Source organism: Amycolatopsis sp. FU40 (assembly GCF_021903635.1).
In the GTDB taxonomy this organism is placed as follows: domain Bacteria; phylum Actinomycetota; class Actinomycetes; order Mycobacteriales; family Pseudonocardiaceae; genus Amycolatopsis; species Amycolatopsis dendrobii.
In genome coordinates, this window is the sequence record NZ_CP091381.1 from 8,634,565 (window position 1) to 8,646,565 (window position 12,001).

Below are 12,001 nucleotides of genomic sequence, written 5' to 3' on the forward strand. Positions count from 1 at the left end.
TGGGTTGGGTGCGGCGCGCGGTTGTGCCCCGGGAAGGTTGGGCGGCGCGTTGAGACGGTGATGCGGGCGGAGTGGGCGTCGCGGCCAGGGTCTGCGAGCCGTGGGCGAGGTCTGGCATCGAGTCAGACTCCCGGCGCAGGCTTGCGCCGGGAAGCCGGCTCGGTGGCTTCAAAGCGAGGAAGATGCCTGGCGGGCCGGGATTTCTGCGCCGGGAGGCCTCGCGGATGCGAATCCGCCGCGGCGGATTCGCATCCCGCAACATTGCTGTGACGGGAGGCGAGTCGCTCGGCTCTCGTCGCCTGCCGTGCCCCGGCTGGGTCGCTGTCAGCCGGGGCCGTCGCGATCAGTCGTTCATCGGGCTGGCTCAGGCGTAGGGGCGGTCGGCGCGGGCGTGTGCGGCCGGGGCGACACTCGGCGCAAAGCCGCTGCTGACAGGACTCCCAGGATCAGCACCGCGATCGGCAGGATCAGGGTCGCGCGGGCGGCGTCGGTGAGTCCATTGTGGACGACCTCGCCGGCGAGGCGGCCCGCTTGTGCGGCGAGGTCCGCCGGGAGCCCCGGGATTGCCGCTGGGCCGCCGGAGGAGCCGAATTCGCCGGTGGACGCCGCGGCGTGGGCGATGCCCTCGGTGAAAGGGGCGCGGTACTGCTCCGGCAGTTGCGCGGCGGCGGTGGCCGCCTCGCTCGTGATCGAGGCGCTGATCCTCGCTTGCAGGAGCACGCCGATCGCGGCGCTGCCCAGGACACCGCCTACCTGGCGGGCGGTATTGAAGATGCCCGAGGCGGTACCGGTGAGCCGCGGTTCCACCGACGCCATCGTCAGGTTGCTCATCGGCGAGAAGATGCAGCCGACGCCAAGGCCGCACACCAGCAGAGCCGGGATCAATGCCCACGGGCTCGTGTCCGGGCGGGCTTGCAGCGCGATGATGCCGACGCCCGCGGCCAGCAGGGCCAGGCCGCCCATCACCAGGTACTTGCCGTTGATTTTGTCCGAAGCTCGGCCGACGAAGGGTGCGATCACGCCGGACAGCAACGACATCGGGGCGGTGAGCAGGCCGGCCATCGTGGGGGACAGGCCGAGCACCGTCTGGATGTAGATGATCAGCGGAAGGAACATGCCGGTCATCGTGAAGCCGACAGTCGTCGCGGTGAGGGTGCCCGCGGAGAAGTTGCGGTTCGCGAACACCTGAAGCGGGACCAGCGGTTCACGGCGGTTGTAGTGCTGCCACAGCACGAAGGCGATCAGCAGCACCACGCCAGCCCCGATGATTTCGAAGACGGTGATGCCGCCGAATACCGTGCCCCAGTCGTACTGCTGTCCATTTTGGACACCGAAGACGACGCAGAACAATCCGGCCGCGGACAGCAGGATGCCGATCAGATCGAACGAGTGCGAGTGCTTGGGCTGCCAGTCCGGCACCAGCCACAGCGTCAGTGCGATGGCGACCACGCCGATCGGCACGTTCACGTAGAAGATCCACTCCCAGCCGAGGTGCTGCACCAGCACGCCGCCCAGCAGCGGGCCGGTGATCGTGGCCAGGCCGGCCACGCCGCCCCACGCGCCCATCGCCGCGCCGCGCTTCGCGGGCGGGAACAGGTGGCTGATGAACGCCAGCGTCTGCGGCGTCATCAGTGCGGCGCCGATGCCTTGCACCGCACGGGCGGCGATCAGCATTTCGACGTTGCCGGACAGCCCGCACCACAGCGACGAAGCGGTGAACACGACAAGCCCGGCGACGAACACGCGCTTCGGGCCGAAGCGGTCGCCGAGGCGGCTGGTGAACAGCATCGGCACGGCGTAGGTGAGCAGGTAGACGCTGATTACCCACACCACGGAGTTCAGCCCGGCGCCGAGATGCTGCAGCATGGCGGGCACCGCGATGGACACGATCGTGGTGTCCAGCAGGATCATGAAGAACCCGATGCAGAGCGCGCTGAGCGCGGCCCACGGGTTAACCGGTCTTGCGTTCATGGTTTTCCTTGAGCTTGAGTTTGTTGTCCTGGAAAGGGATCCGGCCGCTGTCGAGGTCCGCGAACAGCTGCTCGATCCATGCGAGCTCGAACTTCCGCTGCGCCACGCTGAACCGGAAGTCGAGCCAGTAGATTTCGGGGGTGCCGTCGGATTCCAGCCGCTCGATGATCACTTCATCGGAGGCCACGGCCGCGCGCAGCCGGGTGATCCGGTGCTCCAGTTCGAGCAGCGCCACATCGCGTCCGAGATCGTCGATCACGGCGAGCCCGCTGAGCACGTCGCTGTAGTCCGGCACCACGTCGCCCAGCATTTGCCGGGCTCGTTCCTGGAAGGCGTCTTTGCCCGCGGCCGTCATGGCGTACACCGTGCGCTCCGGCCGTTTGCCGTCTCGCTGCGTCTCGACCACGTCGACGAAACCGTTGCGCTGCAACCGGTCCACCGTGTGATAGAGCGAGCCTGCCTTGAGCTTCACGCGGTTCTCGACGTGCCGTTCCCGCATGAGCTGGGCCATTTCGTACGGGTGCATCGGCCGCTCGTGCAGCAGCTCGAGCACGGCGACGCCCAGTGCCGTGAGCTTGGCCGCGACCATGACGTACTCCTCCAGAAGATCCGATCGAGTGACCCCACGTGGGTTATTCCACATGGACTATACGGTGTGGAACAAGCAGCGGTCCAGTGTGATCTGCGCTGGTGAGCAGCTTGTCGCTGACGGTGATGGGTGCTGCGAGATGGGGAGAGCGTAACCACGGCCACCGACAAAAACCGGCGATCGCCTGTTCGACGGCCCTTTCGCGGCCCTCGGCGGGCTGGTTGCCCGCAGCGGGAGACCCGGGCCAGGATCGGCTGATGGGCGAGAACCGGGCAGTGGCGTGGGAAGGCTTCTTCAACACCAGAGACCTCGGCGGTCCCCCGACCCGATCCGGCGGCCGCACCGATCCGGCGCGGTTCTACCGGTCCGCCAGCCTCCGCTTCGTCACCGGCGCGGGCTGGGCCAGCGCGCGAGAATCCGGCCTCCGCACCGTTGTCGACCTGCGAAACCCCGCCGAGGTCAGCACCTACGCCGCCGTCGTGCCGTCCGGAATGACGCGCCTCGAAGTCCCGCTGGACGACGTCGGAGACACCGAGTTCTGGCAGTACATCGCCGATGAGCAACTCGATGGCACCCCGCTGTACTACCGCGTTTTCCTTGACCGCAAAGCAGAACGCTGCGCAACCGTCCTGAAGACGCTGGCCCGAGCGGAAGGCGGCGTGCTCTTCCACTGCACGTCCGGACGAGACCGCACCGGCCTCGTCTCCCTCCTCCTGCTCGCCCTCGCCGACGTCGACCCGGAAACCATCGCCGCCGACTACGCCCTCTCGACCGAAGCCGTGCTGCCGCTGTACCGGGCGCTAGGCGTCGAAGATCAAACCGCACTGCTCGAAGCGGCTTTGGCTCGCCGCCAGACCACCCTTCGCGAAGCCGTCCTGGCCATCCTTGACGGCTTCGACGTCCGCGATTACCTCGTCCGCGCCGGAATGGCCGCGGACGAGGTAGACCGGCTCCGGGCCCGGCTCAGTCGGTGACCTGGTGCAGCTGCCGGGCCCGGCGGCTGCCCAGCGAATACCACCCGGCGATGCCGGTCCCGACGGTGAGCGCGGCCGCGCTGATGCCCAGCGACCAGTGCACCCCGACCGCGGATCCGAGCAGCCCCACGGTGAATCCGCTGCCGGCGCGAAGGCCGTTGGCGGACACGCTGTACACGCCGATCACCCGGCCGCGTTCCTCGGGTTTCGCCAGCAGCTGCACGACGGTCTGGCCGATCGACATCGACGCCAGGTTCGCCACGCCGCCGATCACCAGCAGTGCCACGGCGATCGGGTAGCTGGCGGTCAGCGCGAAGAACAGGCTCGAGAGCCCGTAGATCGCTGTGCTGATCACCGCCGCGGGCACGTTCGGTTTGATCTTTCCGGTCGCTTCCAGCAGGATCCCGCCGATCACGCCGCCCGCGCCGTTGGCGAACAGCAGCACGCCGTACGCGGTTCCGGCGCTGCCCGCGCCGAGGTCCTGGGCGAAGATCGGCATCGAACTCTGCATTGAAGCGCCGACGAAGAACGCGCCGAGCCCGGCGAGGATGATCATCCCGACCATCGTCGGATTCCCGCTGATTTCCTTCAGGATCCGCACCGAATCCATCAGCCCGACCCGTGGCCTGCGGACGATTCCGCCGTCTCGGGTGTGTCCGGTGAACTTGGTGCGGAACAGGAACACGGTCAGCGGCAGGTAGAACGCGACGTTCGCGAAAATGCCCGCCACCGGACCGAGCCCGAGCAGCAGTGCCGAACCGACGACCGGGCCGAAGAGAATGCCCAGGCTGCGGAAGGTGGCGTTGAGCCGGACCGCGCTCGGCAATTCGGCTGGGCCGACGAAATCGTGCAGCATCAGCTGTTCGCCCGGGCCCCAGATCGCGCCCGCGCAGCCGTGCAAAATCAGCAGTACGCAGGCATTCCACACCTCGAGCGTGTCGGTGACGATCAGGACGCCCCACGCCACGGACACCGCCATGAACAGCGCCTGCGCGGCCTGGATGATCCGGCGGCAGTCGTGCCGGTCGGCGAGGCCGCCGAAGTAGACCGAGAACAGCAGGAACGGCACCCAGTGGCTGATCACCTCGAACCCGGTCAGCGCGGGCGACTGGAACTTCTCCCACAGCACCCAGTAGGTGATGACGTGTTCGATGTTGTCGGCCATCATCGCCAGGCCGGTGCCGATGAGATACGGACGGCAATCCTTGTTGTACAGCGCCGCGAATTTGCGCGGGGCTGCGGCGACCCCGGATTCGGGTTGGTGCGTCGGCACCCCGCACGCGGAACACATGACTGAGAACCCCCTAGTGAGCTGGTGCTCGTAACGCTAGACGAGACGTTGCGTCTTGGCTAGACTTCCGCACGTGGGCGACGTCACTGAGTCCGGCCAGCGCCGGCATCACGGGAACCGATACGGCCGCAGCGAGAACGCGCGCCGCGCGGTGCTGCACGCGGTCGACGACCTGCTGGTGGAGGTCGGTTTCGCCCGGCTGACGATGGAGGGCATCGCGGCCAAGGCAGGAGTAGGGAAGCAGACCGTCTACCGCTGGTGGCCGTCCAAAGTGGACATCCTGCTCGAAGCGCTCGGCGACGACCTCGTCGAGGAACTCTCCCCGCCCGACTCCGGCGATCTGCGCAAGGACCTCTGCGCGCACCTCGCCGCGATCGCGTCCTTCTTGACCACGGCCGACGCCGGCGCGGTCTTCCGCACGCTGCTCGGTCAGGCCCAGCACGACCCGGACCTGGCGCGGCATCTGCGCGAGGTGCATCTTCGAGCCCAGCACGTGCGCGACCGATCGCCGCTCGAACGTGCCGTCGCCCGTGGCGAACTGCCGTCGGACGTCGACCTGGACAGCGCGGTCGAGCAGCTGGTCGGGCCGATCCACTACCGCGTGCTGGTCACCGGCGCGCCGGTGCCGCCGGAGTTCACAGATGGCCTGGTCGAGCGATTCCTCCGGGAGCATCCGCCCGGGTAGGCTCCTGGAGACATGGGAACGGTCTTGTGGCTGGTCGGGCTGGCTGTCGCCGCCGCGGTCGTGGCCGGGATTCTCTGGGTTTTCCGGGACCGGGCCGGCGGGCTCGATCAGCGGTTGCGCGCGGCCGAACAGGCCTCGCGCTGGCGATTCCTGCAGCAGCAATGGGAATCGGAACCGATGGCGCGGCTCGCGACCGTCCAGCAGGTGCACGCGCTCACCCAGAACGGCGGCTGCCAGGTCCGGATCGTCTGGACGGACAGCTACCACGCCGAGGACGTCGAGATCGAGCACGATCAGGCCGACGCGGGCGATTACCTGCTGCTACGGGGCGTTGGGCCGTTGGGGTCGATCACCCGGGAGGAACTGCTGGCGCACGCGGGTGCGGACGCGCCGGATTGGGCTCAGCGCGGGCGTTGAAGCCGCGTAGGTGGTCGTGAGTGCCGGCACCGGTTAGAACCGGCGCCAACACTCACGAGAACTTCAGCGAGGCAACGACGAAGCGCGCCAAGCTCCGTCGCCAGCTGCCACCGGCGCGTGCACCGCGGCCGCCCGGTCGCCCCACCACGACGTACGGCGCCGTGGAGGAGCGGGTGCCGACGCGGCCGCGGCAGTGGCGACCACCGCGGTGAGCGCGGCGAGTTCGGCGTCGTCCGGGTTGCCGCGGACTACGCGGAGCAGGGGAGTGTCCGTCATCGCGGCCTCACAGGGGGATGTTGCCGTGCTTCTTGGGCGGCAGCGATTCGCGCTTGGTACGCAGCAGGTTCAGCGCCTTGGCGATGTGGCCGCGCGTGTGCGCGGGCACGATCACCGAGTCGACGTAGCCGCGTTCGGCCGCCGCGTACGGGTTGAGCAGCGTGTCCTCGTACTCCTGGATCAGATCGGCGCGCAGTGCGTCGACGTCCTTGCCCTCGGCGGCCGCGTTGGCCAGCGTCTTGCGGTGCACGATGTTCGCCGCGCCCTGCGCGCCCATCACCGCGACCTGCGCGGTGGGCCAGGCAAGGTTGACGTCCGCGCCGAGGTGCTTGGAGCCCATCACGTCGTACGCGCCGCCGTACGCCTTGCGCGTGATCACCGTGATCAGCGGGACGGTCGCTTCCGCGTACGCGTAGATCAGCTTCGCGCCGCGGCGGATGATGCCGTTCCACTCCTGGTCGGTGCCGGGGAGGAAGCCGGGAACGTCCACAAAGGTCAGAACCGGGATGTTGAACGCGTCGCAGGTCCGCACGAACCGGGCGGCCTTCTCGGACGCGTCGATGTCGAGGCAGCCGGCGAACTGCGTCGGCTGGTTCGCGACGACGCCGACGCTCTGCCCGTCGACCCGGCCGAACCCGACCAGGATGTTGGGCGCGAACAGTTCGTGCACTTCGAGGAATTCGCCGTCGTCGAGCACGCGGGTGACGACCTCGTGCATGTCGTAGGGCGTGTTCGGCGAGTCCGGGATGAGCGTGTCGAGTTCGCGGTCGGTGTCGGTGACGTTCTCGAAGAACCCGGCCGGCGGCTGGTTCGCGTCGAACTCCGGCGGCTCGGACAGGTTGTTCTGCGGCAGGTAGGAGAGCAGTTCCTTGACGTAGGCGATGGCGTCCTCGTCGTCGGAACCGAGGTAGTGCGCGACGCCCGACTTGGTGTTGTGCGTGCGCCCGCCGCCGAGTTCCTCGAAGGTGACGTCCTCGCCGGTCACCGTCTTCACGACGTCCGGTCCGGTGATGAACATCTGCGACGTCTCGTCCACCATCACGACGAAATCGGTGAGCGCGGGGGAGTAGACGTGCCCGCCCGCGTTCGCGCCCATGATCAGAGAGATCTGCGGGATTACGCCGGAGGCCATGGTGTTGCGGCGGAAGATCTCGCCGTACAGGCCGAGCGAGACGACGCCCTCCTGGATCCGCGCGCCGCCGCCCTCGTTGATGCCGATGATCGGACGGCCGGTCTTGATCGCCAGGTCCATCACCTTGACGATCTTCTCGCCGTAGACCTCGCCGAGCGCGCCGCCGAACACCGTGACGTCTTGGCTGAACACGCACACCGGACGCCCGTCGACGGTGCCGTAGCCGGTGACGACGCCGTCGCCGTACGGGCGGTTCTTCTCCAGCCCGAAGTTCGTGGAGCGGTGCCGCGCCAGCTCGTCCAGTTCGACGAACGAGCCCTCGTCGAGCAGCAGATCGATCCGCTCGCGGGCGGTTTTCTTGCCCTTGGCGTGCTGTTTTTCGATCGCGCGCGCCGAACCGGCGTGCACGGCCTCGTCGTAGCGGCGATAGAGATCCGCGAGCTTGCCGGCCGTGGTGTGGATGTCCGGTTCTCCCTCGGGCGGCGTCCCGAGCGGCTGCGTCGCACTGCTCATGTGGCGGAGCTTAGCTACTGCGCGGTTGCCGCGCGTGTGGCGTAGGACTCTCTCCTTGCTGTTTCGCAGACCAGCACGCGGCCGTCGAGCGCGCCGATGACGAGCCGATCCGGGCCAGCCGCTCTGAGCGAAAGCGGGACGACGGAGTGGCCGTTGACCTGCAGGTGTTGCCGTCCGAGTTCGTGGCCGTCCGTGGCGTCGAGGGCGATGATCTCGCCGGAGTTGTACGCGACGTAGACGGTGTACCCGATGGTGTCCATCGCGGTGACCTGGTGGTCGGCGTGGTGCACCCAGCTGGCTTTTCCGTCCGGGTACGAGCGGCGGACGACGCAGGAGTTGCCAGGCAGGAGCCCTGCTCCGTGGTGGATCGCGGTGGCGTGGACGAGCGCGCCGTCGACGAACACGCCGGGGCCGCCGAAGAGGTGCCTGCCTTGGGCGGCGTCCCATTCCAGCGGGAACAAACGCTCGGTTCGCCGCCGTGCCGGATCGAAGGCGACGACCCATTTGTCTTCATGCGCTCGCGGGCCCATGCCTTGCAGGAACACCAGCGCCGGGGCTCGGCGGATGTCGAAGAAATGGTTGAACAGGTCGTAGTCGCCGAGGTCGAAGCGGCTTTCCGGGGACAGCACCTCGGTGGGGCCGGAATGGGGACGGATCGCGAGCTGTCCGGTCGCGTCGGTGGTGAGCACAACAGGATGGTCGAAGGTCCGGAGCGGTTCGACCTGCCCATCGGCCAGCCGGACGCGTTCGACGATCGAGGTGGATTCGTTCCAGCCAGACCAGGTGGCGAGGACGGCGGTGTCCTCCTCTCGGTCGACGAAGAGCTGGCAGCCGACGCCCGAGGCGGGCACGGACCATTCGCGTTCGCCGTCGGCCGACCAGCACTCCGCGGCGACGTGCTCGAGACTGGCGAGAATCCGTCCGTCGCTCAGTGCGGCGACCGCCCATACCTGCCGCCGGGTCCTTTCCCGCGAGACTGGTGTTACGCCCGGTGTCGTCGCGGGGCCGTCGACCCGCAGCGAACGCGCCTTCACAGCTCGCCAGTCCGGCACGGTGATCGTGGCGGCCATGGTGGGGGACCCGAGGTCTTCCTCGTCGTCCTCGTTGAGCACCGAAATTTTCGCTTCGAGAGTGTGGTGATTCCGCCAGCGAAGTTCGGTGACCTCACGACGGTCGTGCAGCAAAGAGGTCGCGCGGCCGGATTCGAGGTCGAGGATGGTCAGCTCGCCCTCATAGAAGTAACCGCCGTCGTAGGACCCGGAGCCGATGGCCAGGATTGGCAGCTCCGGGTGGAACGCCAGCGCATTGACCGGCCAATGCAGGCTCACGAGGTGAACGCATTCGAGCGTGTCGGCACGGTAGACGCCGACGCGGTTCCAGGCGGTCGGTTCGGACAAACTCATCACGCTGTGCCCGGCCCACTGCGGAGATCCCGGCGAACCCCCGACGGCCACGTAAGTTCCGCTGGGATCGGTTTCGGTCAGCCGCATCTCGCCGACTTCGGCGAACCGGCCGTCGCCGAGAACCTGCTGGACGGTCAGCACTTCGGAGTCGGTCACCAGCAAAGCCTATGCCGGGCGTCAGTTGAATTTTCGGCGTCGGCCTGGCCATCGGCGGCGTTCTCGGGCCTAGGGTGGGCAGCGTGCTGCTCGCCGACGCCTCGGTCCGCTCGCTCGGGCCCGCCGATCTGTCCGCTTGCCTCGACCTCGGAACCGATCGCGGGTGGCCGCGCGAGGATCGGAAATGGGCGATGCTGCTGGAGGTCGGCCGCGGATTCGGCATCGACGCCCCGGACGGCGGTCTCGCCGCGGCGGCGGTGCTGACCCGGACCGGGCCGACCGCGTCGGTGTCGATGGTCGTCGTGGCGGAACGGTTCGCGCGGCAGGGGCTCGGCCGTCGGGTGATGGCGGAGGCGCTCGGCGAGGCCGGTGACGCGGTGGTGTCCTTGCACACCACGGAAAACGCGCGTCCGCTGTACGAATCGATGGGCTTCGAGTTCGACGGCGGCTGCAACGACCATCGCGGCCGGTTCACTGACGACGGCGGCCCGGCGTCGCGGCCGATCGGTCCGGCGGACGTGGCGCGAGTGTACGAATTGGACAGTGCGTCGCAAGGCTTCGCGCGGCGGGAGTTGTTGAACCGCATGCTGTTCGAGGCCGAGCACGTCCACGTGACCGACGACGGTTACGCGCTCGGCACCGCGCAAGCCGGGGTGCTGGTGATCGGTCCGGTGGTGGCGGCGGACGAGGACCAGGCCCGTGCGCTGATCCGCGGCATCGCTCGCACCACGTCCGGCGATCTCCGGCTCGCGGTCGACCACCGCTTTCCGGAGCTGTCGGCGTGGTGCGAGGCGCGCGGGCTGGCGGTGCACGGTCCGGCGCCGCGGCTGGTGCTGGGAGGGAAAGCATTGCCGGGACCTGCGGAGGTGCGGTTTTCGCCGTACAACACTGCGCTGGGGTAGGGGGTGTCGTGAGTGCTAATCCCGGTTAGAACCGGCATAGACACTCACGAGCTGTACCGCCGCCGAACCGCTGCCCGCCGCTCCTCGCCCCACGGCTCCAGCTCCACCTTGAACGTCCCGGCGAACAACGCGTTCAGCTGCTCATGCCGTGCGGTCAGCAAGTCCGGCAGCTGATCGGCAAGCTCCGCCGGAACGGTCTGCGTCAGCTCCACCCGCACGCCGTCCAGCGGATCCGCGGTCACTTCCCACTGCACGCGCCCGGCCGGTTTCCCGTCGTGCAGCCAGGTGTAGGCGAGCACTTCCGGCGATCGCGACTCCAGCACCTCCGCCCCGTCTTCCGGCTGCGGCAACCGATTCCAGACATCCTCGGCAGGCGGCCAGACCAGGTCGCGGCGGAAGCGGATCGTCCCGTCGTCCAGGACTTCGCCGTTTTCCAGGCCGAATTCCTCGACGTAGCGCACCATCCGCGCGTGCCAGTCGGTCGGCAGCTCCGGCGTCCGGCCGTCCAGCGTGGCTTCGAGGGAATCCAGGCAGGCGACCCAGCCGGTGACGTGCCGTCCCGCGCCGAGCAAGGCGATGTCCGGTTCGCCGCGGTTGAAGACGTGCGTGAAGGCGAGCTTGCTGCCCGTGCCCTCGGCGGACACCTCGATCCGGATCAGGTCCGAGTTCCAGGTGAACTCGAAGACCTCCGGCGGCTGGTAGCCGACGATCTCGCCCTCGCTGACGTCCCCGGTTTCGGTGAAGGTGAACGTGATTTTCCCGCCCGGCGCGGGGGCGTCCGGCAGCGTGACCGCGGCGGGGAACCAGTGCGCCAGTTCTTCCGGCGAGGTGACCGCGCGCCACACCTTCTCCGGCGGATGGGCCAAGGTCCGTTCGAGGGTGACGCTCGGTCGCCCGGCAGGAGTGGTTCGCAGGATCGCCATGCCCGTATATAACCATGGAGGTATATACGGGTCAAGCCGTCAGATGCACGCCGTACCCGGTCTGACCTGGGGCGACCTCGGGAAGCAGGACGAGCCGCCGGTCGTAGTCGCCGCCGTCCTGGGTGCGGTACGGCAGCGGATCGGTCGTTTCCAGGGAGTGCAAACGTTTGCGCAGCCGCTCGACGACGCAGTCGTACTTCTCCAGTGTCATCCGGTTCGTGCCGGTCACCTTGAGCGGCGGCAGAACCGTCATGCCGGTGTAGAAGAGCGTGGCGTGCTGGACGTTGAACAGCAGATCGTCCAGCGAACCGTGCGCGCCGCGCGGGCCGAGGCTGTCCTCGTGCGCGCCGGCGGTGACGATGACCATCGCGCGTTTGCCTGCCAGGACGCCGTTGCCGTAGCGCAGGGTGTGGCCGGTTTCGTCGCGGTAGTCGTAGCCGAATCCCTGCACGAAAACGCGGTCGAACCAGCCCTTCAGGATGGCCGGGGTGTCCGCCCACCAGAGCGGGAACTGGACGACGACAGTGTCCGCCCAGCCGAGTTTTTCGTGCTCGATCCGGACGTCCTCGGGCACAGTCGCGATCTCGTCGACGACCGGGTTCCAGTGCATCGCGTAGAGATCGGATTCGCGCACGTCGTGGCCGAGATCGCGCAGCGTCGAGACGCCCTCGTCGCGAAGCGCGCCGTTGAGCGAGGCGGGGTCGGGGTGGGCGTAGATCCACAAGACGTTCATGAGGCCAGGGTGCAACCGGCGAAACGGCCAAAACAG

At 68.2% G+C, this 12,001-nt stretch carries 12 protein-coding genes; 4 read left to right on the plus strand and 8 right to left on the minus strand.

What is annotated here, in order from left to right:
* Positions 1 to 351: 351 nt before the first annotated feature.
* Both L3Q65_RS40945 and L3Q65_RS40950 read right to left on the minus strand, forming a co-directional pair.
* Complete coding sequence (locus tag L3Q65_RS40945; protein WP_182894473.1) at positions 352 to 1,971, minus strand: DHA2 family efflux MFS transporter permease subunit; 1,620 nt, start codon at positions 1,969 to 1,971, stop codon at positions 352 to 354.
* The gene (locus tag L3Q65_RS40950; RefSeq protein ID WP_182894472.1) at positions 1,952 to 2,560 is read right to left on the minus strand and encodes a PadR family transcriptional regulator; all 609 of its coding nucleotides are present in this window, start codon (positions 2,558 to 2,560) and stop codon (positions 1,952 to 1,954) included. The genes L3Q65_RS40945 and L3Q65_RS40950 overlap by 20 nt, the downstream gene beginning before the upstream one ends.
* A gap of 257 nt (positions 2,561 to 2,817) precedes the next feature.
* On the opposite strand from L3Q65_RS40950, the gene L3Q65_RS40955 reads away from it, so the two are divergent.
* Positions 2,818 to 3,534, plus strand: coding sequence for a tyrosine-protein phosphatase (locus tag L3Q65_RS40955; protein ID WP_237598042.1), 717 nt, complete (start codon positions 2,818 to 2,820; stop codon positions 3,532 to 3,534).
* On the opposite strand, the gene L3Q65_RS40960 is transcribed toward L3Q65_RS40955, so the two are convergent.
* Positions 3,524 to 4,825: an MFS transporter gene (locus tag L3Q65_RS40960; protein WP_182894470.1), complete on the minus strand. Its 1,302-nt coding sequence runs from the start codon at positions 4,823 to 4,825 to the stop codon at positions 3,524 to 3,526. The genes L3Q65_RS40955 and L3Q65_RS40960 overlap by 11 nt on opposite strands.
* A gap of 73 nt (positions 4,826 to 4,898) precedes the next feature.
* Between L3Q65_RS40960 and L3Q65_RS40965 the strand changes: the two genes are divergently transcribed.
* Positions 4,899 to 5,510 (plus strand): TetR/AcrR family transcriptional regulator, encoded by a 612-nt coding sequence (locus L3Q65_RS40965; protein ID WP_237598043.1) that lies wholly within the window; start codon positions 4,899 to 4,901, stop codon positions 5,508 to 5,510.
* Positions 5,511 to 5,522: 12 nt separating this feature from the next.
* A complete protein-coding gene (locus tag L3Q65_RS40970) occupies positions 5,523 to 5,927 on the plus strand; it encodes a hypothetical protein (protein ID WP_067589789.1) in 405 nt (134 codons plus the stop codon).
* Between the two features lie 63 nt (positions 5,928 to 5,990).
* Here L3Q65_RS40970 and L3Q65_RS40975 read toward each other — a convergent pair whose 3' ends face one another.
* Genes L3Q65_RS40975 through L3Q65_RS40985 form a run of 3 tightly spaced genes read right to left on the minus strand, consistent with a single transcriptional unit; the run spans position 5,991 to position 9,407 of the window.
* Positions 5,991 to 6,203, minus strand: a complete 213-nt coding sequence (locus tag L3Q65_RS40975; RefSeq protein WP_182894468.1) for an acyl-CoA carboxylase epsilon subunit — start codon at positions 6,201 to 6,203, stop codon at positions 5,991 to 5,993.
* Positions 6,204 to 6,210: 7 nt separating this feature from the next.
* Complete coding sequence (locus L3Q65_RS40980; RefSeq protein ID WP_182894467.1) at positions 6,211 to 7,848, minus strand: acyl-CoA carboxylase subunit beta; 1,638 nt, start codon at positions 7,846 to 7,848, stop codon at positions 6,211 to 6,213.
* A 14-nt stretch (positions 7,849 to 7,862) separates the two neighbouring features.
* Positions 7,863 to 9,407 carry a hypothetical protein gene (locus L3Q65_RS40985; RefSeq protein ID WP_237598044.1) on the minus strand — a complete coding sequence of 515 codons (1,545 nt, stop codon included), beginning with the start codon at positions 9,405 to 9,407 and terminating at the stop codon, positions 7,863 to 7,865.
* A gap of 83 nt (positions 9,408 to 9,490) precedes the next feature.
* On the opposite strand from L3Q65_RS40985, the gene L3Q65_RS40990 reads away from it, so the two are divergent.
* Positions 9,491 to 10,309: a GNAT family N-acetyltransferase gene (locus L3Q65_RS40990; RefSeq protein ID WP_237598045.1), complete on the plus strand. Its 819-nt coding sequence runs from the start codon at positions 9,491 to 9,493 to the stop codon at positions 10,307 to 10,309.
* 44 nt (positions 10,310 to 10,353) lie between these two features.
* Here the strand turns inward: L3Q65_RS40990 and L3Q65_RS40995 are convergent, their stop codons facing one another.
* Both L3Q65_RS40995 and L3Q65_RS41000 read right to left on the minus strand, forming a co-directional pair.
* A complete protein-coding gene (locus L3Q65_RS40995; RefSeq protein ID WP_237598046.1) occupies positions 10,354 to 11,232 on the minus strand; it encodes an SRPBCC family protein in 879 nt (292 codons plus the stop codon).
* 31 nt (positions 11,233 to 11,263) lie between these two features.
* Positions 11,264 to 11,965 carry an NAD(P)H-dependent oxidoreductase gene (locus L3Q65_RS41000; RefSeq protein ID WP_182894463.1) on the minus strand — a complete coding sequence of 234 codons (702 nt, stop codon included), beginning with the start codon at positions 11,963 to 11,965 and terminating at the stop codon, positions 11,264 to 11,266.
* Between the last annotated feature and the right edge of the window lie 36 nt (positions 11,966 to 12,001).